The 26,051-nt window shown below is 70.3% G+C and carries 21 protein-coding genes; 9 read left to right on the top strand and 12 right to left on the bottom strand.

Translation table 11 applies throughout. The features are described 5' to 3' along the window. Window positions 1-83: 83 nt before the first annotated feature. A complete protein-coding gene (locus tag AB0C26_RS44630; protein ID WP_360260945.1) occupies window positions 84-3,206 on the bottom strand; it encodes a N,N-dimethylformamidase beta subunit family domain-containing protein in 3,123 nt (1,040 codons plus the stop codon). Window positions 3,207-3,586: 380 nt separating this feature from the next. Between AB0C26_RS44630 and AB0C26_RS44635 the strand changes: the two genes are divergently transcribed. Both AB0C26_RS44635 and fxsT read left to right on the top strand, forming a co-directional pair. Beyond that, window positions 3,587-3,958: a hypothetical protein gene (locus AB0C26_RS44635; protein ID WP_360260947.1), complete on the top strand. Its 372-nt coding sequence runs from the start codon at window positions 3,587-3,589 to the stop codon at window positions 3,956-3,958. A gap of 22 nt (window positions 3,959-3,980) precedes the next feature. After that, entirely contained in the window at window positions 3,981-6,359 is a 2,379-nt protein-coding gene (gene fxsT, locus AB0C26_RS44640) for an FxSxx-COOH system tetratricopeptide repeat protein (protein WP_360260949.1), read from the top strand. Between the two features lie 2 nt (window positions 6,360-6,361). On the opposite strand, the gene pepN is transcribed toward fxsT, so the two are convergent. From pepN to AB0C26_RS44655, 3 genes are all read right to left on the bottom strand, one after another. After that, window positions 6,362-8,776, bottom strand: a complete 2,415-nt coding sequence (gene pepN, locus AB0C26_RS44645) for an aminopeptidase N (protein ID WP_360260952.1) — start codon at window positions 8,774-8,776, stop codon at window positions 6,362-6,364. A gap of 55 nt (window positions 8,777-8,831) precedes the next feature. After that, on the bottom strand, window positions 8,832-10,346 hold the full coding sequence (locus AB0C26_RS44650) for a cellulase family glycosylhydrolase (RefSeq protein ID WP_360261093.1): 1,515 nt from the start codon (window positions 10,344-10,346) through the stop codon (window positions 8,832-8,834). Window positions 10,347-10,535: 189 nt separating this feature from the next. Next, window positions 10,536-11,714, bottom strand: a complete 1,179-nt coding sequence (locus AB0C26_RS44655) for an anti-sigma factor RsbA family regulatory protein (RefSeq protein WP_360260954.1) — start codon at window positions 11,712-11,714, stop codon at window positions 10,536-10,538. A 212-nt stretch (window positions 11,715-11,926) separates the two neighbouring features. Here AB0C26_RS44655 and AB0C26_RS44660 point away from each other — a divergent pair, with 212 nt between their 5' ends. Both AB0C26_RS44660 and AB0C26_RS44665 read left to right on the top strand, forming a co-directional pair. Continuing rightward, complete coding sequence (locus AB0C26_RS44660; RefSeq protein ID WP_360260956.1) at window positions 11,927-12,547, top strand: hypothetical protein; 621 nt, start codon at window positions 11,927-11,929, stop codon at window positions 12,545-12,547. 9 nt (window positions 12,548-12,556) lie between these two features. Next, a complete protein-coding gene (locus AB0C26_RS44665) occupies window positions 12,557-13,345 on the top strand; it encodes a maleylpyruvate isomerase family mycothiol-dependent enzyme (protein ID WP_360260958.1) in 789 nt (262 codons plus the stop codon). Window positions 13,346-13,539: 194 nt separating this feature from the next. Here AB0C26_RS44665 and AB0C26_RS44670 read toward each other — a convergent pair whose 3' ends face one another. The 3 genes from AB0C26_RS44670 to AB0C26_RS44680 are packed head-to-tail and all read right to left on the bottom strand — an operon-like array spanning window position 13,540 to window position 16,729. Continuing rightward, a complete protein-coding gene (locus tag AB0C26_RS44670; RefSeq protein ID WP_360260960.1) occupies window positions 13,540-15,132 on the bottom strand; it encodes a hypothetical protein in 1,593 nt (530 codons plus the stop codon). Beyond that, the gene (locus AB0C26_RS44675) at window positions 15,129-16,007 is read right to left on the bottom strand and encodes an ATP-binding cassette domain-containing protein (protein WP_360260962.1); all 879 of its coding nucleotides are present in this window, start codon (window positions 16,005-16,007) and stop codon (window positions 15,129-15,131) included. Before AB0C26_RS44675 ends, AB0C26_RS44670 begins: the two co-directional genes overlap by 4 nt. Continuing rightward, window positions 16,007-16,729: a hypothetical protein gene (locus AB0C26_RS44680; RefSeq protein WP_360260965.1), complete on the bottom strand. Its 723-nt coding sequence runs from the start codon at window positions 16,727-16,729 to the stop codon at window positions 16,007-16,009. The genes AB0C26_RS44675 and AB0C26_RS44680 overlap by 1 nt, the downstream gene beginning before the upstream one ends. Window positions 16,730-16,838: 109 nt before the next feature. Between AB0C26_RS44680 and AB0C26_RS44685 the strand changes: the two genes are divergently transcribed. Then, window positions 16,839-18,173 (top strand): sensor domain-containing protein, encoded by a 1,335-nt coding sequence (locus AB0C26_RS44685; RefSeq protein WP_360260968.1) that lies wholly within the window; start codon window positions 16,839-16,841, stop codon window positions 18,171-18,173. Between the two features lie 47 nt (window positions 18,174-18,220). Then, complete coding sequence (locus AB0C26_RS44690) at window positions 18,221-18,823, top strand: response regulator transcription factor (RefSeq protein WP_360261095.1); 603 nt, start codon at window positions 18,221-18,223, stop codon at window positions 18,821-18,823. 12 nt (window positions 18,824-18,835) lie between these two features. On the opposite strand, the gene dhaK is transcribed toward AB0C26_RS44690, so the two are convergent. From dhaK to AB0C26_RS44715, 5 genes are read right to left on the bottom strand one after another with little or no spacing between them, the layout of a single operon-like run. Then, on the bottom strand, window positions 18,836-19,831 hold the full coding sequence (gene dhaK / locus AB0C26_RS44695; RefSeq protein ID WP_360260970.1) for a dihydroxyacetone kinase subunit DhaK: 996 nt from the start codon (window positions 19,829-19,831) through the stop codon (window positions 18,836-18,838). After that, the gene (dhaL, locus tag AB0C26_RS44700) at window positions 19,828-20,463 is read right to left on the bottom strand and encodes a dihydroxyacetone kinase subunit DhaL (RefSeq protein ID WP_360260972.1); all 636 of its coding nucleotides are present in this window, start codon (window positions 20,461-20,463) and stop codon (window positions 19,828-19,830) included. Before dhaL ends, dhaK begins: the two co-directional genes overlap by 4 nt. Then, window positions 20,460-21,221: an HAD-IA family hydrolase gene (locus AB0C26_RS44705; RefSeq protein ID WP_360260974.1), complete on the bottom strand. Its 762-nt coding sequence runs from the start codon at window positions 21,219-21,221 to the stop codon at window positions 20,460-20,462. The genes dhaL and AB0C26_RS44705 overlap by 4 nt, the downstream gene beginning before the upstream one ends. Beyond that, entirely contained in the window at window positions 21,218-22,078 is an 861-nt protein-coding gene (locus AB0C26_RS44710) for a class II fructose-bisphosphate aldolase (protein ID WP_360260976.1), read from the bottom strand. The genes AB0C26_RS44705 and AB0C26_RS44710 overlap by 4 nt, the downstream gene beginning before the upstream one ends. A 20-nt stretch (window positions 22,079-22,098) precedes the next feature. Next, entirely contained in the window at window positions 22,099-22,824 is a 726-nt protein-coding gene (locus AB0C26_RS44715; protein ID WP_360260979.1) for a LuxR C-terminal-related transcriptional regulator, read from the bottom strand. 134 nt (window positions 22,825-22,958) lie between these two features. On the opposite strand from AB0C26_RS44715, the gene AB0C26_RS44720 reads away from it, so the two are divergent. From AB0C26_RS44720 to AB0C26_RS44730, 3 genes are all read left to right on the top strand, one after another. Then, a complete protein-coding gene (locus AB0C26_RS44720) occupies window positions 22,959-23,825 on the top strand; it encodes a winged helix-turn-helix domain-containing protein (RefSeq protein ID WP_360260981.1) in 867 nt (288 codons plus the stop codon). A gap of 613 nt (window positions 23,826-24,438) precedes the next feature. Continuing rightward, complete coding sequence (locus AB0C26_RS44725) at window positions 24,439-25,257, top strand: basic amino acid ABC transporter substrate-binding protein (protein WP_360260984.1); 819 nt, start codon at window positions 24,439-24,441, stop codon at window positions 25,255-25,257. Then, window positions 25,257-26,051, top strand: coding sequence for an amino acid ABC transporter permease (locus AB0C26_RS44730; RefSeq protein ID WP_360260986.1), 795 nt, complete (start codon window positions 25,257-25,259; stop codon window positions 26,049-26,051). Before AB0C26_RS44725 ends, AB0C26_RS44730 begins: the two co-directional genes overlap by 1 nt.

Raw genomic sequence — 26,051 nt, forward strand, 5'->3', positions numbered from 1 at the left:
CCGTCGACGGAACGCACCGGCTGACAGGAACGCCGACGCTGGAACTGCCAGGACCATCGCCAGTTTTCTCGACGTGCTCCCCTTCAGGAGGCGGCGAATACGACGTCGACCCAGTAGTTGGCCGACTGCCAGGTGTTGGTGGGGAAGCCCCCGCCCGTGCCGTACCGGTACAGGCCGTTGGCACCGTCGACGCCGTTCGCCAGGGCGTGCAGCGGGCCGTTGTCGGCGCCGTTGTTCGCGAAGTAGCCGGTGTCGGCGGCGTAGCGGCCCACCGGCGCGTAGTAGGAGACGACGTACGTGGTGTTCGCAGTGATCGTCACCGGCGACGAGAAGGTGGCGGTCTGCCAGCCGGACGCCGACTCGCCGGCGAAGGTGACGGTCGCCAGCTGGGTGCCGCTGTTCGACCAGAGCCGGCCCAGGTGCGTGCCGGTGTTGCCACTGCCCTTGTAGAAGCGGACGCCGGTGACCTGGCCGGCGACGTCGGAGCGGAAGCGCAGGCCGAGCTCGACGGCCGAGGTCTCCGGATCGGCCGGGGTTCCGGGAACCGCCGTGGCCGGCCAGACCGAGTACGTGGTGGTCGTAGGCGCGGCGCCGGTGGTGAACGACCAGCTTGTCGAACTCATCGTGTTGCCCGCCGTGTCGCGCGCCCCGCTGATCGAAATCGTATATGTCGTATTCGGGGCGAGGCTTGTGGACGGGGTGAACGTCGCCACGCCATCGCTGTAGGTGGTGGCGCCGCTGACGCCCGCGATCGCCATCACGGCGCCGGACACGGGCTCGTTGAAGGTGGCGCTCGGCCTGATGGACGTGGCCACGCCGGTCGCGTTGGGCTCGGGGCTGCGGCTGGTCACGGCCGGCGGGGTGGTGTCGGGCGCGGCGGTGCCCGGGGTGAAGGCCACGTCCACGTAGTAGTTCGCGCTGCGCCAGGCCAGCGTCGGGAAGCCGGTGCCGAAGCGGTAGACGCCGTTGACCCCGTCGGCGCCGTCCCGCAGGGCGTGCAGCGGCGCGTTGTCGTACGCCTGCGACGCGAAGTAGTCGGTGTCGGCGGCGTAGTGGCCGTTCGGCGCGTAGTACGAGACCACGTACGTCGTGTTCGGCGTCAGCGTCACCGGCGCCGACAGGTTCGCCTGCTGCCAGCCCGACGCGGACTCGCCGGTGAAGGTGACCTGCGCCAGCTGCGTGCCCGTGTTGGACCAGAGCCGCCCCACATGGGTGCCGGTGTTGGCGCTGCTCTTGTAGAACCGGATCGCCGTCACCTGCCCGGCCACGTCGGTGCGGAACCGGGTGCCGATCTCGGTGCCGGTGCTGTCCGGATCGGCCGGGGTGGCCGGGGTGACGGTGGCGTTCCAGATGCCGCACGGGCAGGTCCGCGAGCCGACGGTCACCGCGCGGGTCGCGTCGGCGCCGACGTTGCCGCTGTCGTCGGTGGCCCGGACCCGGATCGTGGCCGCCCCGGTCGTGCCCGGCCGCCACGTGTAGGACCAGGTGGCTCGCCCGGACGCCGGATGCCAGGTCGCGCCGTTGTCGGTGGAGATCTCGACGCCGCCGACCACCCCGCCGCCGGTGTCGGTGGCGGTGCCCGAGACGACGGTCGGCGAACCCACCGGCACGGTCGCCCCGGCGGGCGCGGTCACGGCCGCCGCCGGCCCGACGGTGTCGGTCGAGGCGGTGGCCACGGTCAGCCCCGGCTGCGGGGTGCCGGGCTGCACGCCCATGTCGGCCAGCAGGTTGACCGTGGCCTGCCTCATCGGTGTGCTGGCCGCGCCCGAACCCCGGTCGTGGTTGCTGTCCAGGCCCCACGACCACTGCACGGTGCCGGCGCCGAAGACCAGGGCGCCGCTGGGCGCGCGGTAGAGCGTCAGATTGTGGGTGGCGCTGCCCGTCGCGTACGTCGAACCGTAGTCCTGCAACACGTCCAGGCCCGACGCCGTGGTCGTGGACAGCTTGATCAGCCCGCGCGGCCTCGCGCCGTTGTCGGCGTCCTCGTCCCACTCGTAGCCGACGGTCCCGGTGCCCAGCGTCGCGGTCGCGCCGGCCGCCTGCGTGGCCACGGTCGTGCCGCGCCAGAGCCGCATCTTGCCGTCCGCGGCCGGCACCTGAAGGTTCACCGTGCCCGCGTTCACCTTGAAGATCGTGCCGGTCAGCCCGTTCTCGGGCCGGCCGCCGTCGGCCGGCGGGCTGAACCGCGGGTCACGCCACGAGCCGGTCCAGGCCGGATCCGGGTCGATCTTCCCGTTGGCGTGGGTCTCCTTGTAGGTGACCATGGTCCGGTACGAGTTCTCCCAGCGCGTCTTCCAGAACACCTCGTTTCCGCTGAGGAACGCGAGGTTGACCCCGGCGTCGCGGGCGGCCTCCACGTTGGCCCGCTGCTGCCCCGACCAGTACTCGTCATGACCGACCGACAGGAACGCCTGGTGGTTCCGGAGCAGCGCCCCGTTGCGGTCGGCGTCGACCCCGGCGATGTAGCTGACGTCGTACCCGTTGGCCTCGAGCCAGCGCACCATCGGATATTCGGCGTTGTAGACGTAGTCCTCGGCCCCGGTCCCGCGCGTGGTGATCGGCCGGTTGTAGCTCACCTTGTAGGCACGCCCCACCGGCGAGCCGACGTAAAGGCTGTTACCCCCATATTGGTTGTACGCCTGCCAGGTCGAGTCCGAGGTCTGGAAGACGATCCCGGAGTGGCTCGCGTCGTCACGCACCACGAAGTGGATGTGGCTGGCCCCGGAGGTGCCGTCGGTCCGGACGAGCCGGGCGAAGTAGATGCCGGAGACGGCGTTCGCCGGCACCGGCCAGGAGGCCGAGACCGCCCAGTTCCCGCAGTCGACGAGCCCGGTCGCGGCCTGGCTCATGCAGCCCGGCTGGCTCTGCGCCCCGACCGGATTGACCGACGTGATGAGCCGCGCGCCGCTCCCGCCGTAATAGCCCATCCGGTAGATGTCGACCCGGTACGAGGCGGCCGACGAGTCGATCTTGAACTGCACGGTCTCGCCCACGTTGACGCTGATCTGCGTCGGGAAGCCCTGCAGGGCCGAACTGCCGTACCCGGAAATGTCCCAGGTGCTCTTCGGCGTGCCCGCTTTGCTGTTCTCACAAGCGATCGGATTGATCAGCGGCGCACACGCGTCAGCGGCGGCCGGCTCGGCCCCGGCCACGGACAACCCCGTGACGGCGAGGGCGAGAACTAGAAACGTCCTGAGTGTACGCACGCGTATCGCCTCCCAAACGCAGACGCAAAGCATGCGAACGCGCCGACCCCCGAACTGTCGGCTCGGCGACACGCGTGTCCGGCGTGGGCGAAGTGCGCAACTAGTCGGCCCGGTCAGCGCCGCGGCGCTGACCGGACCGGACCCAATTACCGCCGATCAGAGGATTCCGCCTTTTCTCGGGGCGCGCCGGCGGCCCCACAGTGGTCCTTCGTCTCGGACAGGCCGAGCGCGTGGGCCTGGATCTCCGCTTCTCTTCTCGCGGGGGACGCTCAGTCTTCGGTCTCGCCCTACCGTGCGGCTGCGTCGGGTAGGCGCCTGCCTGTTGCGATCAAGCGGCCGTCGCCGGTGAGAATGGGTAGTGTCGATGGGAAGGAGTGGAGATGCCGGCGGGTGAGGTGATTGCGGCGGCGCTGGCCGCCGGGGCGACGGCGGGGATGAAAGACACCGCGTCGGCGGCGGTGAAGGATGCCTACTCCGGGTTGAAACGCGTGCTGCGGCCGTGGTTGCGCGGCGACGCGCGGCAGGCGTTGGAGGCCGACGAGACCGAGCCGGACGTGTGGGAGGCCCTGATCGGCGACGAACTGGACGCGTCCGGCGCTGTCGAGGACGAAGAGGTCCTGACCGTGGCGCGGCGGTTGCTGGCACTGGTCGATCCGGACGGCTCGGCGGCCGGCAAGTTCCTGGTGGACGCGCGCGAGGCGAAGGGTGTGCAGGTCGGTGACCACAACACCCAGCACAACACCTTCTCCTGATTCCGAACCATCGCCTCCGCCGATGCGGGCCGAGGTGGACGCCCGGGACGCGAAGGGCGTGCAGGTCGGTGACGGCAACACCCAGAACAACTTCTTCTCCGGTCAAGAGCCAGTCGAGTGGCCGGTCCGGGTCGGGATCGTCCCGCAACCGGCCGCCTCCTTTCAGGGCCGGTCGACGGCCGACGAACTCCACACCTCCCCAGCGGCTGGGGCGGGCACCCGGCTGTTGTCCGGTCTGGGCGGGGTCGGCAAGACCCAGCTGGCGATTCATCTCGCCGAGCGATTGTGGAGCGGCAACCAGATTGATCTGCTGCTATGGGTAGCGGCCGGTTCCCGGCAATCGATCATCACCGGATACGCCCAGGCCGCGGCCGACTTGGCGCTGCGCGGTGTGACCGGTGCCGACATCGAGCAGGACGCGGCTCGTTTCCATGCCTGGCTGGCCAGCACGGACCGGCGGTGGCTGGTCGTGCTCGACGACCTGACCGCCACGGCCGACCTGCAGCAGCTGTGGCCGCCCGGCCGACGCTCCGGTCGTACCGTGGTCACGACCCGGTTGCGCGGCGCCGGACTCGACGGCCCCGAACGTCGGCTGATCGCGGTCGGCACCTTCTCCCACGAGGAGGCCGTCCATTACCTCCGAGCCAGGCTCGGCGACACCCGCCTGGCCGATGACCCGGCCGGCGTCGCCGCCGATCTCGGCCGCCTGCCCCTCGCCCTGGCCCAGGCCGCCGCGTTCCTGCGCGACGAACGGGTGACCTGTTCGGAATACCGGCGGCGTTTCGCCGACAGCCGCGCCCGCCTCGACGACCTGGTCCCCGATCCGAGCGGGTCGACCGGGCTGCCGGATGACTACCAGCGCACCGTCGCCGCCACCCTCGCCCTGTCCATCGACGCCGCCGACGCCACCCGCCCGGCCGGCCTGGCCCGCCCACTACTCGAGCTGGCCAGCGTGCTCGATCCCGCCGGCATCCCCACCTCGGTGTTCACCACCACCGCGGCCGGCAACTGGCTGAGCTACCGGTGCGGCCGCACCTCACCCCTCGTCGACGAGAGGACGGTGCGCTCCGGCCTGCAAGTCCTGCACCGGCTCAACCTCATCACCGCCACTGCCGAAACGGTGACCGTGCACGCCCTGGTCCAACGCGCCACCCGCGACACCTGTACTCAAGACACCCTGGCCGACACCGCCTGGGCAGCCGCCGACGCCCTCACCGAAATCTGGCCGGACGTGGAACGCGACACCGCCCACGCTCAACGCCTGCGCAGCAACACCACAACCGTGCGCCACCACGCCGGCGACAGCCTGGTTCAACCCAGCCCTCACCCGGTCGTCAATCAAGTCAACCGCAGCCTCGGCGAATCGGGGAACCCGGCTGCCGCGATGAAAGCCTTTGAGCAACTTCGTGACGACCTGCTGCGGGTACTCGGACCTGACCACCTCGACACCCTGACCACCCGTAGCAATCTCGCCCACTGGCGCGGCGAGGCCGGCGACGCCGCTGGTGCCGCCTCCGCCTTCCACCAGCTACTGAACGACCTGCTGCGGGTGGTCGGACCCGACCACCGCCACACTCTGACCATCCGCAACAACCTCGCCCATTGGCGCGGCAAGGCCGGCGACCCGGCCGGCGCCGCCACCGCCGCCGAGGAGTTGCTCGAGGACCAGCTGCGCGTGCTCGGACCGGACCACCCCGACACCCTGGCCACTCGGGGCAACCTCGCCCACTGGCGCGGCGAGGCCGGGGACGCGGCCGGCGCCGCCACTGCCACCGAGGAGTTGCTCGACGATCAACTGTGGGTGCTCGGACCCGACCATCCGGCCACTCTGCACACCCGCAAGAATCTTGCCTCTTGGCGCGGCTGGACCGGGGACACCGCCGGCGCCGTCGCCGCCTTCCGACACCTGCTCGAGGACCAGCTGCGCGTGCAGGGACCCGACCACCCCGACACTCTGGACACCCGCAGCAACCTCGCCACCTGGCGCGGCCGCGCCGGGGACCCGGCCGGCGCCGCCACCGCGACCGAGGAGTTGCTCGGCGACCAGCTGCGCGTGCTCGGACCCGACCATCCCGGCACCCTGGCCACTCGGGGCAACCTGGCCACCTGGCGCGGCGAGGCCGGGGACCCGGCGGGTGCCGCCACCGCCACCGAGGAGTTGCTCGGCGACCAGCTGCGCGTGCAAGGACCCGACCACCCCGACACCCTGGTCACCCGCAGCAACCTCGCCACCTGGCGCGGCCGCGCCGGGGACGCGGTCGGCGCCGCCACCGCCTTCCAACAGCTCCTGAACGACCAAATGCGCGTGCTCGGACCCGACCACCCCGGCCCCCTGAACACCCTCGACAACCTCGATTGCTGGCGTGGCCAAGCCGGGGAGGACTCAGACCACACTCGGTGATGTCAGCGCCGGGTGCGGAGCATGCGGCGCAGTTCGTCGGTGACCTCCAGGACCGTCTGGCGTACCACCGGGGATACGCCGGCGGCGGTCTGGTCGGCTCGGGTCAGGAAGTCGGCGTCGATGGCGAAGCGGGGGAGCAGGCGTCCCGAGTAGACCATGGACGGAACCATGCCGCCGCGGTCGAAGGTGGGCAGCAGGGACAGGTAGCTCGGGCCGAAGCCGGACAGCAGATGGTTCTGGCCGGGCCGCCAGAAAGCGGTGGTCACCGTGCGCACGGCGCTGAGCGGGACGGCCCGGTCGACGGCCAGCATCTGCCACATCGCGGACTTCTCGGCGGCGTCGGGGCGGGCCGCCCGCACGGCCAGGGCGCGGTGCGAGGCGTCCGGGTCGGGGTCGCGCTTGAGCAGGTCGTCCACCTCGGCCTGGGTCTCGCCGCCCAGCTCGGCCTTGCGGATCAGCAGGCGCCACGACAGGTCGACGTCGGCGCCGGACTGCAGCATGGCCACCGCGTCGAGGTCGGGGGCCGAGCGGGCCAGGCCGCGCAGGGCCACCTGGCGGCGGGCCGGCTGCTCGGCCAGGCGGGCGCAGAGCGCGAAGAACTCGGCCATCAGCGCCGGGCGGTCGGTGTCGCCGGCCCAGTACTCGGCGGCGTCGCCGGCCAGGCGCAGGTACGGCTCGACCACCGTGTCGGCCGTTTCGACGGCCAGCACGGACGCGACGCAGCGGACCGTCTCGGCCGGGGTCGCCTCGGCGTTCGTCAGCATGTCCCAGACGGTGGCCACGGCGACGCCGCGCGACACCGGCGTCGGCAGCGCGCCGGCGTCGTCGATCAAGGCCGGCCGGTCGGTGGCCGACGGGCGGGTGGTGGCGAACGTCAGGTCCTCGTCGTTCACCAGGTAGAGGTCCGCTCCCTCGGGCAGCGTCACCGGGGTGCTTCCGCCCCGCACGTCGACCCGGGCCAGAGCGGTCCGGGTCAAACCCGCCGGACCCCGGTCGTACGCCCCGACGGCCAGCACCTGAGGACGCGGGGGACCGGCCGGGCCCGTCCCGGTCAGCGTCCGGCCGTCGAAGGTGAAACGGTCGGTGCCGGCCGTCTCGAGCCATCCGGCCCGCCACGCGTCGAGGTCGCGACCGGACGCCTCGGCCAGGACGTCCATCAAATCTTGCAGGGTGGTGCTGCCCCACGCGTACCGGGCGAAGTAGCTTTTCATGCCCGCCACGAACCGCTCCTCGCCCACGTAGACCATGAGCTGGTAGAGGACCGCGGCGCCCTTGGGGTACGTGATGGCGTCGAAGATGGACGCGGCCTCGGCCACGTCGCGCATCGGCTGGCGGATCGGATGCGACATCGGGCCCTGGTCGGCCAGGTACGCGATGAGCTTGTCGCTGGCCAGCATGCCCACCCGGGCGTCGGTGTGGCGGGTGGCGCGCTCGGCCGCCCAGTAGCAGGCGAACTCGGCGAACGCCTCGTTCAGCCACAGGTCGTCCCACCAGCGCATGGTGACGATGTTGCCGAACCACATGTGCGACAGTTCGTGCAGCAGCACGACGGCCAGCGTCTCCCGCTCGGCCGGGGTCGGCTCGGAGCGCCGCAGGAACGAGTCCTCCCAGGTGACGCAGCCCCAGTTCTCCATGGCGCCGCCGAAGTCGGGCATGAACATCTGGTCGTACTTGCGCTGGGGGAACGGCATGCCGAAGACGTCGGCGAAGAAGGCCAGACCCTGCTCGGTGACGGTGAAGATCTCATCCGCGTCCCGGTCGAGCACCGCGGCGAGCGAGCGCCGGCAGAACAACCCGAGGTCGTGGCCACCGGCCTCCCGCCGTATCTCGTGCAGCGGGCCGGCGTTGACGACAGTGTTGTACGTGGCCAGCGGCGGAGTGTCGGGGAAGGCCCACACGCGTACGCCCGCAAGCTCGTGAATCTCGGGGTCGCCGGTGTTGGAGCCGACGATCCACTGATCGGGAGCGGTCACGGTGAAGGCGTGCGGCGCCTTGAGGTCGGGCTGGTCGAAGCAGGCGAACAGGTGGCGGGCCTCGTCCGGGGCGAAGGTGGTCCAGACGTAGACCTCGCCGTCGGCCGGGTCGACCGACTTGTGCACACCGGGCCCGTCGGCCGTGTCGGTCTGCCGGGTCTCGACGCGCAGCGTGTTGCGCTGGGCCAGATCGGACAGGAGGATCCGGCCCTCCTCCGCCTCGGGCAGCGGCTTGCCGTTCAGGGTCGCCGAGAGGACCGGTGCGACGCAGTCGGCGAAGGTGGACGCGCCGGGCTCACGACAGGTGAAGGTCACCGTGGACACGCAGGTCACGCCGGGTCCGGTGGGCAGCTCGGTGAAGTCGATCGCGATGTCGTACCGCTCGACGGCGATCAGCGCGGCCCGCTGCTCGGCTTCGGCCTGGGTGAGACTCCGGGGGTCCATCCGCCCGATATTAGGCGGCACCCCCGGAGTCTCGCGCCCCTTTAAAACGCGGCCGTCATCCGCAGGCCGCGGTTCCCAGCTTGACCGTGCTCGGCGGCGTGGCGGTTCCGTTGGCGACGAAGCCGATCGTCACGGAGGCCCCGGCGGCCAGGGCCGGGCTGCTGCCGGGAGCGGCCGCGGTGACGGTGGTGCCGGACTGGGTGACGGTGGCGTTCCAGCCGCTGCCCAGGGTCACGCCGGCCGGCCACGCCCAGGTCGCCGTCCACGGGTTGACCGCCGCGGTGCCGGTGTTCTTGATCGTCAGGGAGCCCTGGAAGCCGCCCGGCCACGCGTTGTCCTGCTTGTAGGTGGCCGTGCAGGCCCCGGCCGGCACCGGCGGCGGCGTGGTCGGGCCGCCGTCACCGCCGCCGCCCACGGGCGCGATCAGGTACGGCTGGATGATCGCCTGCTTGGCGGTGTTGATGGTCGTCCAGTCGTCGTTGGCGATACCGCCGGTGTCCCCCGAGTTCGGGTTCCACGACCAGTAGGTGAACGACATCCCGTCGGCGCCGGTGCCGGTGTAGGCGAGCAGACGCTGCAGCCACACCTTGTCGACGTCGCTCTGCAGGGTACTGCCAAATTCGCCGATCATGATGGGGGCGATGTTCTGCTTGTACAGATAACCCCAGTACCGGTCCCAGATCGCCGGCATGTTGGCGGGATAGGACGGATCGTCGAACCACTTCTGGTGGAAGACGGAAGTCGCGTATTCGTGCGGCGAGTAGACCAGGCGGTTGGCGACGTCGAGACGTACGGGAAATTGCCCGGCCTTGGAAAGATTGCCGCCCCACCAGCCGCAGTCCTCGTCATTGCTGGGGTCGTTGTCCCAGACGTTCGAGAGGCCACCGCTCGGACAGCTCACACCCTCCACGAAAATGAGCCAATTGGGTTGTACGGACAGAATGGCGTTGCCCGCCCGTTCGGCGGCGAGCCGCCAGTCGCGGGCCGGGTCGCCACAACCCCAGCAGGAACCGGTGGCGGCCGGGTTGGTGCCCTCGGCGTGCGGCTCGTTGTGCAGGTCGGCGCCGATGACGGTGGTGTTCCCGGCGTAGCGGCGGGCCAGCGCCTGCCAGTTGGCGATCCAGGTCGACTCGGGAACGGCCGAGGTGTACCAGAGGGCGGTCTGCCCGGCGGCGGTCGGCCGGTGCCGGTCGAGGATGATCCGCATGCCCTTGCCGCCGGCGTAGTCGACGACCTTGTCGAGGATCTGCAGCGGCGACAGCCCGACCAGGTCGGGGTTGACGAAGTCGTTGACGCCGCTCGCGGTGGCGCCGCTCTTGAGCGCGTCGTCGGAGAACGGCACCCGCAGCGTGTTGTAGCCGAGGCGGGCCATGGTGTCGAGCTGGGAACGCCACGGGTTGCTCGACCACAGACCGTGGAAGGTCTTGTTGTCGGTCTCCATGCCGAACCAGTTGATACCGGTCAGCCGGACGGTGGCGCCCGTACTGTCCACGATCTTGTTTCCGCTGGTGTGCAGGTAGCCGGTGCCGGTCCCGCCGGCCGCGGCGACAGCGGGCGCGGCGGCGGGCACGGCCGTGAGGCCGGCCGCGACCAGACAGACGAGGGCGAGCTTCCTCTTCAATGCTGACACTGGTCACTCCATTCAATCCAGTGATAGGCATCGTTACATGGGAGCGCTCCCAGGGCAATAGGAACGTGCGGCGGCGCGCCAAAGCCCGGGGGCGGCGGCTTCGAGGGTGGCCAGGCCGGCGTCGGCCGGCTACGGCCGGGCCTGTCCGGCGACGAGGCGGATGGTGAACCCGTCGGGACTCTGACCGAAGGTGACGAGGCTGCAGGACTGGAAGGCGAGCCACAGGCCCAGCCCGCCGCGGGAGGCGGCGGCCGAGGTGGGGAAGAGGCCGGCGAACGGCGCGTCGGGCCCGTTCCCGGCGTCGGCCACGGTGACGAGCATCCGTTGCGGTGAGCTCCACAGCCGGACCGTCATCGGTGGCGTCCCGTGGTGGATCGCGTTGGACACCGCCTCGGAGGCACCCAGCACGAGCCCGCGGACGTCGTTCTCGGCCAGCGCCGTCGCCCGGCCGGCCCGGGCGATCGCGGCCCGCACCTGCGCGGGAAACGGGTCGCGGAACGTCGCCACCGGCGCGGTGCCCTCCAACGGGTCACGCCAGGCCGACCGGCGCCCGCCCAGAAACGTTTCAGGAACGACGAAGCCGGGATTTTCCTCATGCGCCGAGCCCTCGACGAGGAACGGATGTGTGCTCCGCACGTCAGCCATCACCTCGGCCGGAGCGATGCGCGTGTCGTACGGGCAGAGACCCCAGACGGGAAAGTCGTCGAACGCCCGGTTGACGGCCGCCTCGTACCGAGCCCACCATTCCCACGGCACCCCGGTCCCCGGATGCGGCACCTCACCGGCGACGCGAACCTGCGCGGACCCGGCATTCGCGTATTCCCTGAGCATCCGCCGGTAGCGGTCGATGGCGGAGGCCGGCCGCGCGAACTGAAGCTCGGCGTCGACATATCTGATCCCGCCGCCGAAGACGTCGGCGACCAGCGCCTGGTTATGGCTCGCAAACGCCGCGACAACCGGCTCACCGGCTTCGAGCCCCCCGGCCAGAAACGGAACGACGACGTCAAGAAAAGCCTGGTCGGAGTCATAGAAGGCGGCTTCGTGAAAACACCCGCGATACCCGGCCGCCGCCCCCGACCTTATGCGGCCACGCCCCGCACCCGCTCCCGTGTGGCTGTGCCCGGCGGCTGGGTCTTGTCCCGTGTGGCTGTGCCCGGCGGCTGGGTCTTCTCCTGTGCGGCTGTGCCCGGCGGCTGGGTCTTCTCCTGTGCGGCTGTGCCCGGCGGCTGGGTCTTCTCCTGTGCGGCTGTGCCCGGCGGCTGGGTCTTCTCCCGTGTGGCCTTGCCCTGCGGCTGCGCCCGATCCCATGTGGCTACGTCCGGAGGTCGTGTCGCCCTGTCGGCGACGTCTATGCGGCCACGCTGCCCGATACCCGGCTCCTATGCAACCAGGTCACACGATCGGCATCGTCCGAACGGCGGAGTGGGCGTGCCACACGGCGACGTACGCTCCTGAGCGCCCGGACGCGAAAGGATCTCATGAATCGCCACGACCGGAGCGTCAACGGGACGGTGGTCCTTTTGGCGTCAGCCATCCTTCTCAGCCTCGGCGTGTCGGTGTACGCGGGTTTCCAGCTCGGTCACGACGACGACCGCACTCTGGGCGTCACCACCCAGCCCGTGCCGTCCCCGATCGAACCGGCCGGCTACCCATCGGTCCCGGTCTCCGTGGCCCCGGCGCCGGCGTCCCCCTCCGCTTCCTCCGCGGTCCGGTTGTCACCACCACCAGCGTCCTCCGCCCGGTTGTCCCCATCGCCCGGTTCGCCACCCACGTCGCCTTCCACCGCGCCCACCACACGGCGGCCCGCCCGCCCGGCCTGGACGGAGCGGACGATCACGAGCACCAGCGTTCTCACCTCCGGCCAGAGCTGGTCCACGAACCGTTTGGCCCTCACCGTGACCCCCGGCGGCGATCTGGTGCTCCGCGACCAGGGCCGTCCGGTCTGGCGAACCAACACGACAACCGGCGTCAAGCTGGTCATGCAGAACGACGGACACCTGGTCCTGTACGACGCCGCGAACAGCACCGTGTGGAGCAGCGGCACCGCCGGCAACCCCGGGGCGCTCCTGCTCCTGAGGGCCAACGGTTCCATGGCCATCACCGTCAACGGTCGCACTCTCTTCCAGGTGGGGCCGATTTAGGCTTCGTTCATGACTTCTCTTGCTGCCCGCACCATCGCAGCCCTCCGCACCGAGCACGACGACCTCGCGGCGGCCGTCGCCGCTTTCACGCCCGCCCAGATCGAGGGCCCGTCCGGCGCCTCCAACTGGACCGTCGCCGAGGTGCTGTCGCACCTGGGCAGCGGCGCCGAGATCAACCTGGCCGTCCTCCGAGGCGCCACCGGCGAGGCCGAGGCCCCCGGCCCCGGCTTCAACCAGAGCGTGTGGGACCGGTGGAACGCCCTGACCCCCGAAGCCCAGGCCACCGGCGCGATCGAGTCGAACGCCACGTTGGTAGCCGCCTTCGAGGCCCTGACGCCGGAACAGCACGACCAGCTGACGATCAACCTCGGCTTCCTGCCGCAGCCCATTCCGCTCGCCTCCTTCGCCGCCATGCGCCTCACCGAAGTCGTCCACCACGACTGGGACGTCCGCGTGGCCGCCGACCCCACGGCCGCCCTGGCCGACGCCCCGGCCGCCCTGCTGGCCGAGCACCTGGCCGGCGGCCTGAGCTTCTTCCTGGGCTTCATCGCCAAGACCGACGCGGTAACCACCCCCGCCGTCATCGAGATCAGCACAACCCCGTACCGCATCGTCCTGAACGACGGCGCCCACTTCACCACTGACGAGACCCCCGCAACGGCAACGTTCGAGGGCCCGCTGGAGGCCGCCATGCGCCTACTCGTAGGCCGCCTGACCCCACCACACACCCCCACTGCCGTGAAGGTGACCGGCAACATCACCCTCGACGACCTGCGCGCCGTCTTCCCCGGCTTCTGACACCACGCAGAGCGCCGTGGGTACAGGCGCGGACACGGGTGCGGCCGTCGGTGCGCTGTGCCGAGCGCGCCCGGCGGCTGCTGGCGGTGCCTCCTGCCGGGTCAGAGACGCGGAAGGTGGCGTCCTCCCGCTCGGCCGCGCTGGAGCCAAACTGATCGGATCGGTGCGGGGCAGCTAACGCCGCGGCATGCCGTTCAGCGGAGGCGCTGCCGGACACCGACAGCGGTAAGCGCCGACACCAGCAGGAGCGTCGTCGCGGTCACGACCGTGCCGGGGCGAGGTCCGTCGGGCAGGAGTCCCATGTAGTCGAGCCCCCCGACATCGTTGATCACCAGGTACCAGAGCAGTGGGTAGACGGCTTGGAAGAAGCGTTGCGTCCGGCTGATGACGCCCAGGGCCAAGGCCAGCGCCGGGATGAAGAGGGCCCCGGCCAGCCACTCCGCGAGGCGACCGTCCACCGCCATGGCGAGACCCGGACCGATCCCCACCACGGCTGTCAGCGCGACACCGCTCAACCATTGCGCCAGCACGCGGACCACCGGCCCGGGGCAGGCATCGAGCAACCCCTCGGCGCCATGCTCGCGGGCCTGGCAGCCGAGCCGTGACCAGATCAGCACCGGCCAGATCCATGCCGCCGCGAGAAGCCCCGACGACGCTGCCGGCGCGGCAATACCGGCCACGACGAGCGCCAGCGTCGCGAGCCACCACCACTTCGATACACCGCCGATGAGAATGCGTACCTCACCGACGACCACCCGCCCGAAGCCCCATCCACGCCGAGCCGGACCGCCTTCGAGCTGGGCCAGCCGGGTGATGCCCGGAACCTGCACGGTGGTAGCGGGCGGCTGTGTCACGTCAGGTGGTGCGATCCCGGCGGTCAGTGCTGCTCCGGGATCCGGCGGCGTCATGGTGAACCGGGGTGTGCCGGTGTGGCGGCGAGCCCGGTCGAAGCGGTCGAACCAGAAGGCCGGCAGCAGAGCGACGGCAGCAGCCAGAGTCACCAGCAGAAGACGCTGGGCGGCGAAAGCCGCCGTGAAGTCGACACCGGACCAGGGGACCGGGCGGGGCGGACTGTCCAGGTACATCAAACCGAGCGCCAGGTCGGTGACTTTGAACCCCTCAGCGGCCAGGTCGCCGCGCAGGGACTCGGCGAAGGCGTTGACGCCCAGGCCGCCCAGGGGAGCGGCCCCCGATTGACCTGCGATGACGGCGACCAGAGACACGAAGAGCCAGATGATGTTGCCCAGACCGCCACGCAGCACAGGCGTGGTCTCGAAGACGATCGCCGCCGCCGCGCACACCGCCAGCACGGGCAGGGTGCAGAGCAGGAACGGTGTCAGCAGGGCGACCACGTCGACGGCGCGGGACTCGCCACGCGCCAACTGCATGGCCAGCGCGGCGACGGCCAGTGCGGCGGCCATCGAGGCGAGCACCAGGAAGTTGCTGAGGAACTTGCCGATCAGATAGTCGACGGTACGCATCGGGGTAGCGGCCAACAGCTCGCCCACACCGGTCTGCCGGTCACGGGCGACGGCCGTACGTATGACGTAGAAGCCCCCGGCGGAAAGCCACAGTGCTCCGGCCAGCGCGGTGACAGTACCGACGTACGCGCTGTTGTAGACCCCGCGGTAGGAGCCGGCGTTGACGATCGTCCAGTGGTCGCCGGCGGCCGGCACGGCGAGATAGCCGAGCCCGACGGCCGCGAGAAGAACGATGGCGTAGGCCGGGCGTCGCGCCCGCTCACGGAAGTCGGCGACCGCCAGCGCGGCCCACGTCCCCGGCCTCATCGGACCACCTCGCGGACGTCGCCGATCACGGCCAGGTAGGCATCCTCGAGGTCGGGCCGGATCGACACGGCATCGGGCGCCGGCGGATCGGGGGAGAGCAGCCGGAGCCGCACACCCTCGGCCGTACGCACCATCCGGCTGACCGTGTGCCGGGCCTGGACCGCGGCAAGTGCCGACGGCGGGACGATCAACTCCCACACTTGGCCGGCCACGGTCTGCACCAGATCGCCCGGACTGCCCCGGCGGAGGACGCGTCCGTGGGCCACGATGGCGATGTCACCGGCCACCGACTCGATATCGGAGACGATATGGGTGGACAGCAGCACGAGCCGGTCGGCCGCGAGCTCGCTGAGCAGGTTACGGAACCGGACGCGCTCCTCCGGGTCGAGACCGGCGGTGGGCTCGTCGATGATCAGCACCCGTGGGTCGGTCAGCAGCGTCTGCGCTATGCCCACCCGGCGCAGCATGCCGCCCGAGTAACCGCCGAGCGGGCGCTTGGCCGCCTCGGTGAGATGCATCAGTGTCAGCAGCTCGTCGATACGGGCGCGGGCCACCCGGGCGGACAAGCCCTTGACCGCTGCCAGGTAGGACAGGAACTCCCGCGCGGTCAGGTGCGGGTAGACGCCGAAGTCCTGCGGAAGGTAGCCGAGGCGGCGGCGGAGCACATCGGGCCTGGCGACCACGTCAGTGCCCTCGAACAGGACCCGCCCGCTGGTCGGCCTCGTGACGGTGGCGGCCACCCGCATCAGCGACGACTTGCCGGCGCCGTTCGGGCCCAGCAGGCCGAGCACACCAGGACCGAGGCTCATGGTCACCCCGTCGACGGCGCGCTTGCCGCCCCGGTACACCTTCGTGACATCGATCAGCTCGAACATCAGTGTGCCTTCCGAACCTGAGCCGTGCCGTCGCTGCCGGCAGCCACCTCGACGGCGCGCTTGCTGGCGGGATCGCTGCGCAGACCCGGACGGCCGGGCCCGGCGACCCGATAGGTCTCCGGGCCGGCGGGCAGGACGACGTCGACCGACCCGCCGGCCCTGGCTGACACGTGCTGGGGTGCGGTGGTGAAGCTCAGGCGCACCCGGCCGTCGCGGGACGACACCACGACGTCGGCCGAACGGGCGCCGATGACCTCGGCGTTCAGCCCGGCGTCAAGCCGGAGAGGACCGGACGGACTCTCGACGCGGACCCACGAGTCGGACACCGTCGCGGTGAGGGCGGCGTCGAGACCGACCGCCCGGACGGGGGAGTCGCTGGTCACGGTGACGGCGACCCCGGGCGGCACGGCCACGACGTGCCGGCCGCCGCAGTCGGGGACGAAGCCGCTGCACGTGACGCGCAGCTGGAGAGTGTCGTCGCTGAGCGACCAGGCGGCGTTACCGTCGACTGTGGCTTTGCCGGTCAGCGACCGCTGCACCACGACAGCGTCGCCCGTGCCGGCGACGAGCCGCAGGTCGCCGCCGTCGTTGTCGATGATCAGTCGTTGGCCGTCCAGGGCGAACTCGTGCCGGTCCTCGTTCGTTTCGTCGATCGCGCCCAGGTCGGCGCATCCGGTGAGCGATGCCAGCAGGAGCAGTGGGATCAGAGGCGTGAGTCGCATGTGCTCACTGGATCATCGAGCGGGCATGCCGGGCACTACGGCTAGGCACCGGAAAAGAGTATGCCTAGCCATACCGCGCGGCGGCGCGCCGACAACTAGCGTGAGCCAGATGTCGACGCCACACACCGCGCTGGAAGCGGTCACCCGCCGCCGATTCCTGGCGTCCGGGTGGCCCTGGCGAGCCGTTGCCTACATGCTGACCACAGGCCCGGTGGCGGCCCTCGTGGCGGTTCCGATGGTGCTGCTGGGCCTGCCGTGGGCGATCCTGCTGCGGCGGGTCGTGACGTGGGACGATCCGCCGCTCGCCTCGTTGGCCTTTTTACTACTGGGTGGTGGTCTGCTGGTCGTGGGGCTCGGTCCGCTGGTGGCGGTGCCGACGGCCGCTCTCGAACGGCGACGGCTGGGCTTGGTCGACACCAGGCCCGTGCGGTCGTCTCATCGTCCGGCGCCGGGGTCGGACCCGGTCGGCTGGTTGCGCGTCCGCTACACCGAGGCCGCCACCTGGCGCGCCCTCTGTTACGCGATCCTGCTGGTCGGCGCCGTGCCGGTCTGGTACGGCGCGGTGCTGATCCTGCTGGTGGTCGTCGCGGTGGCGGTGGCCGGCCCGTTCCTCGTCGACGGCCACAGCGCGGTCTCGCTCGGCGTCGGCACCGTGACGACGGTCAGCGACGCTCTGCCGTGGGCACTGTTCGGTATCACGTTGCTGCCCGCCGTGCCCTATCTGCTCGCTGCCACCGCCGGGGCGCACGCCGCGGCGGCGAGGCTCTTGTTGTCCGCGACCACCGGTACCGATCTGCGGGCCGAGCTGACCGCTGTGGAGCGGTCACGAGTGCGGCTCGTCGACGCTTTCGAGGCCGAGCGCCGTCGCATCGAGCGCGATCTGCATGACGGCGCCCAGCAGCGGCTGGTCAGCCTGACCTTGCAGCTCGGGCTGGCCCGCGTCGATCTGCCGGGCGACTCGCCCGCCGCTCAGGCCGTCGCGGGCGCGCATGAGCAGGCCAAGTTGCTCATGGCCGAGCTTCGCGAGCTCATCCACGGCATCAGACCACAGACCCTGACCGAGCTCGGCCTGCCGGGAGCGTTGCGGGAACTGGCCGATCAGGCTCCTCTACCGGTACGGGTCCGCGTCGATCTGCCGGCGCGACCGCCGCCCGGCGTCGAGTCGGTGGCCTATTTCGCGGCGGCGGAGGCGCTCACCAACGTGTTCAAGCACAGCCGGGCCACGACCGCCGGTGTGACGGCCGCCGAGGAGGACGGCGACCTGATCGTCGAGATCCTTGACGACGGCCGGGGTGGGGCCGATCCGGCTCTCGGCACCGGGTTGACCGGCCTGGCCGACCGGGTGGCGGTCGCGGACGGACGCATGCTGTTGTCGAGCCCGCCGGGCGGGCCGACCCTGATTCGGGTGGAGATCCCTTGTCGACCGAGCGACCAATTCGAGTAGTCCTGGCCGAGGACGGCGTGCTCCTGCGGGAGGGGCTTACCGGGCTGATGGGCCGGTTCGGCTTTGACGTCGTGGCGGCTGTCGGCGACGCGGTTGCGCTCCGTGCCGCCGTTCGGGAACACCGGCCCGACCTCGTGCTGACCGACATCCGGATGCCACCGTCCTTCACCGACGAGGGCCTGCGGGCGGCGGTGCAGTTACGGCGCGAGTATCCGGGGCTGGCCGTCGTGGCGCTCAGTCAGTTCGTGCAGCAGGGGTATGCGGCCGACCTGCTCGACTCGCATGGTGGGCGAGGCGTGGGCTACCTGCTCAAGGATCGGGTCGTCGACGTCGAGGAGTTCGTCGCCGCCGTGCGGCGGGTGGTCGGTGGCGGCACAGTCGTCGACCCCCAGGTGGTGCGGCAACTGCTGCGCCGCCATCGCGATCCGATCGTTCAACTCTCGTCACGGGAACGCGAGGTGCTTGCTCTGATCGCCGAGGGGCAATCCAACGCCGCCATCGCCCGCACGCTGGTTCTCTCCGATCCGGCGGTCGGCAAGCACGTCGGCAACATCCTCGCCAAACTCGACCTGCCGCCCACCGACGACACCAACCGGCGGGTCCTCGCCGTCCTGGCCTACCTGCGCAGCGACTCGACGCACGACAGCTAGATCACCGGAGGGTCAGAAGACTCGGACGGCGGCTTCGGCGGGGGCCGCCAGGAGGGGTTCGATCTCGTCGTCCAGGCGTACCAGCGTCAGGGAGGCGCCGGCCATGTCCAAGGAGGTGCAGTATTCGTTGACGTAGCTTCGGCCGATGGTGAGGCCCTGGTCGGCCAGGCGCTGGTGGGCTCGGCGGTAGAGGATGTAGAGCTCGCTGATGGGGGTGCCGCCCAGGCCATTGATCATGAGGGCTACGCGGTCGCCGGATTCGTAGGGGAGGTCGGGTACCACGGCGTTGAGCATGTCGTCGACTATCTGGTCGGCTGTGGCCAGCTTGCGGCGTTCGCGGCCCGGTTCGCCGTGGATGCCTACGCCGAACTCGATTTCGTCGGGGCCGAGCTCGAACAAGGGCGAACCCTTGGCCGGTGGGGTGCAGGCGGTCAGGGCCACGCCCATGGTGCGGGTGACGTCGTTGACCTTGCGGCCTATGCGGAGGAGGTCGTCTATGGAGGCGCCCTGTTCGGCGGCGGCGCCTACCGCTTTGATGACGAAGAAATTGCCGGCTACGCCTCGGCGGCCGACTGTGTAGAGGGAGTCCTGGACGGCTACGTCGTCGTTGATCGTGAGGATTTCGCAGCGTACGCCGTCGGCCTCGGCCATCTCCTTGCCCATGTCGAAGGCCATGCGGTCGCCGGTGTAGTTGTTCACCAGGAGGAGGACGCCCTTGGGGGAGGCCAGTAGCTTCGCCGTCTCGTAGACGTAGTCCATCGGCGGGGCGGCGAAGACGTCGCCGGGGCAGGCGGCGTCGAGCATTCCCTTGCCCACCGCCATCACGTGGGCCGGCTCGTGTCCGGAGCCGGAGCCCTGGACGATCGAGACCTTCGACTCCGACGGGGCGTCGGCGCGCATGATCAGGTTGTAGGCGGGGATGTACTTGAGGGTGTTCGGGTTGGCCAGGGCCACACCCTCGAGCATTTCCGGGACGTAGCTCTTCGGATCGTTCACGAACTTCTTCACGACGCCGCTCCTTGCTTCCAGGTCTCGCTGATCCGTTCGGCGATGACCGCCACCGCCATGGCGCCGGCGTCGACCGAGCCTCTGCTGCGTTCGCCGGTGTACGCAGCGCGTCCCCGCTTGGCGACCATGCCGCTCGTGGCGTCCGCGGCCTCCCGGGCGGCGGCCGCCGCGGCGCGGACCGCCTCCTCGGCCGCGGCGCCCTCGCTTAAGGAGAGAGCGAGACGATCCGTCAACGGCACCAAGGCGTCCAACAGCGTCTTGTCGCCGACGTCGGACTGCCCGCGCGCCTTGATCCCCTCGATGGCCGCCCGCAGCATCGCGACCACCAGATCGGCGGTCACGTCCGCGTCGGCCGCGGCTGCGCCGGCTCGGAGGAAAGCGGTACCCCAGATCGGGCCCGAAGTGCCGCCTATGCGAGAAGCCAATGTCATTCCGGTGCGTTTGAGGAAAGCTCCCGAGGAGGAACGGTCCAGGTCGGTCCAGGTTTCCTGGAGCTTTTCGAAGCCTCGGGCCAAGGAGTAGCCGAAGTCGCCGTCGCCTACCACCGAATCCAAGTCGCCGAAGTATTTCTCGTTCTCCAGGGCCGTTTCGGCGATTGTTCGGACCACCCACTCGGTGCGTTCGATGGTCATGGGGTTCCTCCGGGAAGGCAGGCGCGCAGGTCGTCGAGGGTGATGAAGTCGCCGATGTGGGCGGCGGACCGGTTGGCCAGCACCTCGATCGGGGGGCGGCCGGGGTCGCCCAGCTCCGAGACCACCAGCGTGGCCTCCGTGAAGTCCTCGTCGCGGGTGTAGCCGTTCACCGTCACCAGGCAGCCGAGTCCGGCGCCCGTCGCGGCCAGCAAACCGTTCCGGGAATCCTCGACGACCAAGGTGTCGGCCGGCGACAGGTTCAGCCGGTCGATCGTCAGCTGGTAGATCGCCGGGTCCGGCTTCTTCGCCGGCACCACGTCGCCGGCGAAGACCGGCACCGTGTGGGGGCCGATCGCGTTCTCCAGGACCGCCCGTACCGACTCCTCGGCCGACGTCGACGCCACCGCCACCGTCCAGCCCTCCGCCTGGGCCGCCCGGATGACGCGCGCTATTCCTGGGCGGGGCGGTATGCGGCCCTCCGCCACCAATTTCCTGAAGGCCGCGGTCTTGGCTTTATGCCAGGTCACCAGCTTTTCCGTACGGTCGGAGTCGCCCACCGCCGCTGCGAACGCCGGATCGTCGAACAGGCTCGCCATCCGTTCCTTGCCGCCGCCGATCCGTAACTTCTCGGCGTACTCCTGTTCGCTCCAATGGGCCGGCAGGCCGAATTGTTCGAACGTCGCGTTGAACGCCGGCAGATGCCCGTGGCGCTCCGTGTCGGCCAGAACCCCGTCGCAGTCGAAGATCAGGGCGGTCACCAGGCCCGCCCCGCGCTGCCGAAGAGGCGGATGTGCCGCCGGGCCATCTCCATCACCGCGGCCCGCTGATGCCGGAACAGTGCCGGCGGATCCCACTTGCTCCGCTCGGCGGCCTCCCTCAGGAACGCCAGACTCGACTGCATGTAGCTCTCCTTGAGCGCCGTCGAGATGTTCACCTTCGCGCAGCCGCGCGCGATCAGGTCCTTGAACTGCTCGTCGGACAGGCCGGTACCGCCGTGCAGGGCCATCGGCACCCCGGTCGCCGCCACCAGATCGCTGACCCGCCGGGCGTCCAACGTGGGCGCCTTCTTGTACTGGCCGTGCGCGTTGCCGATGGCCGGCGCGAAACAGTCGACACCCGTACGTTTGATGAAGTCGACCGCCACCTCCAGCGACTGGATGCGGGACGCCTCGTCCGAGCCGATGTCGTCCTCGACACCCTGGATGCCCTCGATCTCGCCCTCGACATGCGCGCCCGCGCGCCTCGCCTCGGCGACCACCTCCGTGGTCTGCCGCAGGTTCTCCGCGACGTCGAGTTCATGCGCGTCGAACAGCACCGAGTTCCAGCCTCCGGCCAGGCAGTCCGAGATGACCGTACGGTCGGGGCAGTGATCCAGGTGCAGGGTCACCGGCACGTCGGCGTCGCGGGCGAGCGCGTGGACGATGTCGTGGAGCTGCCTCCGCCCGTACATCGAAACGGTCTTGACCGAGGTCTGCAGGATGACCGGCGCGCGCTCCTCGACGGCGGTCGCGACCACCGCCTCGACGCTCAGATCGTTGACGATGTTGAAGGCGCCGACCCCGTAACGGCCGGCCAGCGCGCGATCGAGGATCTCTTTCATCGGCACGACGGGCATGAGCCCAGTCAAGCCACCGATCACCCGGTCGCGGTATGGGGTGAATCCCCCACGAGCCAGCCGCTTTCCAAAGCGGTGACGACGGCGGCCGTACGGTTGCGGGTGCCCGTTTTGCGCAGGACCGCGCCCACGTGTTTCTCCACCGTCTTGGGGGAGAGCCCGAGCCGCGACGCGATCTCGCGGTAGGTCAGGCCCTGCCGCATCAGCTCGACAACTCCCAGCTCACGGGAGGTGAGGGGCGCCGGGGCGGCCGGCGGAAGACCGGGGCTTGCGAGCTTGGCCGTACGGACGAGGGCCGCGGCCGCCGCCTGGGTCAGCGTCTCCAGATCGTCCACGTTCCGGGGCGAGAAGGCCGGCGCGAACGTCACGCTCACCGCGACCACCTCGCCCCGCCACCAGATCGGCACGGCCGCCGCCGAGCCGCGCCGCACCCGGTCGGCCGAGACCAGATGCCCGGAGCGCAACTGCCCGTACTCGGGGATCACCACCGGCCGGCGGCGGCCGAACGCCCGCCCGGTCGCCCCCTCGTCCAGCGGAAACGTGTCGCCGAGGCGGCAGAACGCCCCGTACTCGGCGGCCTTGGTGTAGAAACCGCCGGCCGCGTCGATCAGCGAGACGCTGCCCGCGGCCGACCCGGTGAGCCGCGCCGTGTGCCGCAGCAGCCGCCGCAGCACAGCCTCGAGCCGCAGGTCGCCGTAGACGTCGGCCACCGCCTCCGCAAGCCGGAACTCCTCTCCGGGAGCCACCCGCCGAACATAGCGCACCGAGCGCCGTATCCCCTGATCGAACGGCGTCTGATCGTCCTGTGCGGCGAGCACACGTACGGGGAGGACACGCCGCCGCCCTCGGCGCCCCAGCCGAGGACCGATAGGCTCGGCACATGGGCGTACGGTTCGAGATCCTCGGCCCGGTCCGCGCCTACCGCGACGCCGCTCCGGTGGACCTGGGACCGCCGAAACAACAGGCGCTGCTGGCCCTCCTGCTCCTGAACGCCGGCCGCCCGGTCCCGCTACCCCAGATCATCGCGGCCCTCTGGAACGGCGACCCACCCCCGAACGCCACCGACGCGGTCTACCGTTTCATAGGCGGCTTGCGCCGAGCCCTGGGCCCGTCCGTGATCACCCTGACCGACACCGGCTACGTGGTGAACCCCGCCGAGAACGCCCTCGACGCCACAGCCTTCAAAGCCGCGGCCGCCAGCGGCGACGCCACCCGAGCGGCCGCCCTCTGGCAGGGCAACCCGTTGTCCGGCCTCACCGGCCCGGTCTTCGAGTCCGCCCGCACCCACCTCAACGAGGAACGAGCCCGCCTCACCACACAGCCACCCACCGCCCCGGCCCGCTCCGCGGCCGCTTCCTCTCGCGAAGAGCCTGCCGCTTCCTCTCGCGAAGAGTCAGCCGCTTTCCCCCGCCCCGAGCCCGCCTCTCCTCGCGCCGAGCCGTCGGCCTTCACCCGCGCCGAGCCGCCGCCTCTCGACCCGACGCGCGTTGAACGCCCCGCACTCGATCCCACCCGGGTCGAGTCCGCGCGTTTCGATCCCACCCGGGCCGAGTCCGCGCGCCTCGAATCCATCCGGGTGGAGTCCGCGCGTCTCGGATTCACCCCTGTTGAGCCCTCGCGATCCGAAGCCACTCGCGTTGAGCGCCCGCAAGCCCAGTCGAATGGCGAATCTCGGGCGGAGCCCTCTTACGCCGAGCCGGTCGATCCGTGGGACGGGCACGACCTCTTCCCGCCTACGATTCCGTAGCCGCATTCCGCGACATCGTTGTCAGCGGGCCGTGGCGGGGCGGGCCGTAACGGGGCGGAGTTGTCTTGCGTCCGGACATGGAGTGTAGGGAGCGGTCGGCCCCGGCGGCGACATCGTCGTCAGCTCGACCGCCGTGGATCCTTGCGGTCATGCGGCCTGGCCTGGCTTGGGCGATTGCCGGCCGGACGGCGACATCGTTGTCAGCTCGACCGCCGTGGGGATCGCGTGCGGGATCGCGAAATGGTCGTCAGCTCGACCGCCGTGGGGATCGCGTGCGGGATCGCGACATCGTTGTCAGCTCGACCGCCGTGGGGATCGGGTGCGGGATCGCGACATGGTTGTCAGCTCGACCGCTGTGAGTCCTTGCGGTCATGCGGCCTGGCTGGGCGACTGCCTGCCGGGCGGCGACATCGTTGTCAGCCGGGCCGCCTTGGGTCCTGTCGCTACGGGCTGTGGCCTGGAGCGCATGAAAACGTCAGCGGGCTGTCGGGGCTCTGCTGTGGAGCGGGGCAAACGGGGTGTGCACCGCCGGCGACATCGTTGTCAGGGTGGGGCTGAGCAGGGTGGAGGGCGGGCGGGACACGATTGATCGAGATGAATTACTCTGGCTCCTATGAAGAAGCTGGGACATGCCCGTGCGGCGGTCGCGCTGGTGGCCGTGGCCATGATCGCGGTCGGTGGCTGCGCCAAGAAGGACACCGGGAGTACCACTGAAAGTGGCGTCGCGCTGGTGAAGTCGGGTGCGCTGACCACGTGCACGCACCTTCCGTACGCGCCGTTCCAGTCGAAGGACGACAGTGGCAAGGTTGTCGGCTTCGATGTCGCGCTCATCGATCTCGTGGCTACGAAGCTGTCGGTGAAGCAGGAGATCGTGGACACGCCGTTCGAGGGCATCAAGTCCGGCGCCGACCTCAACTCCGGCAAGTGTGATGTGGCCGCGGCCGGTATGACGATCACCGATGAGCGTAAGAAGGTCATCGACTTCTCCGACCCGTACTTCGACGCCACGCAGGCGCTCGCCGTGCAGACCGGTAAGGAGGTCAAGACGCTCGAGGAGCTTGTCGGCAAGCGGCTCGGCGTGCAGGGCGGCACCACCGGTGAGGAGTACATCAACAAGCAGGTCAAGGAGAAGAACCTCAAGATCGAGGTGGTCTCCTACAAGGACCTGGCCGCCTTGCAGCAGGCGCTGGCCACCAACCAGGTCGCGGCCGCCGTCAACGACCTTCCCGTCTGGAACGAGTACATCAAGGCCAACCCGGGCAAGGTGGTCGTCGCGGCCGGCTTCGACACCGGTGAGCAGTACGGCTTCGCGGTCAAGAAGGGCAACGCCGAGTTGCTGAAGGCCGTGAACGACGCTCTTGCGGCGGCTCGGTCCGACGGGACGTACGACAAGATCTACAAGGAATGGATCGGCGAGAAGCCGGCCAGTTGATGAAACTCAGCCGCCGCCGGCGACAGCGGCTCGTCCGCGTCGCCGGCTACGCCGTCTTCCTCGCGGCCGTTCTGGTCGTGATCACCGCCGCCGACTGGGGTCGGCTGTCCGACGCGTTCTTCCGGGGCGACGTCGCCCGCGGCATGTTCCCCGAGGCGATCACTGTCGCGCTGCGCAACACGATCATCTACACGTTGCTGGCCTTCTTCTTCGGCCTGACGATGGGGCTCGTTCTGGCGCTGATGCGGCTCTCGTCGATCCTGCCGTACCGGTGGGCCGCCACGGCGTACATCGAACTTTTCCGTGGTCTGCCGGCTCTGCTCGTGCTCTTCATGGTCGGCTACGGCGTACCTCTGGCCTTTCCCGATCGGGAGATTCCGGGCGGGGTGTACGGGTCGGTGACTGTCGGCCTCGGCCTGACCGCCGCCGCGTACATGGCCGAGACCATCCGCGCCGGCATCCAGGCCGTACCGAAGGGGCAGCTCGAAGCCGCACGGACCTTGGGCATGTCGCACACCCGGGCGATGATCTCCATCGTGCTGCCGCAGGCGTTCCGGATCGTCATCCCGCCGCTCACCAACGAGATCATCCTGCTGACCAAGGACACTTCCCTGGTGTACGTCCTGGGTGTCACCCCGGCGACGATCGAGCTCACCAAGTTCGCGGGCGACACCCTCAACACCAAGGTCAACCCGACGCCGCTGGTCGTGGCCGGGCTGCTCTACCTGGTGATCACCCTGCCGCTGTCACAGGTGGTCCGCGCGCTGGAGCGCCGGGCCGCGAGGGAGAGGTGA

Source organism: Actinoplanes sp. NPDC048796 (genome assembly GCF_040650035.1).
GTDB lineage: Bacteria > Actinomycetota > Actinomycetes > Mycobacteriales > Micromonosporaceae > Actinoplanes.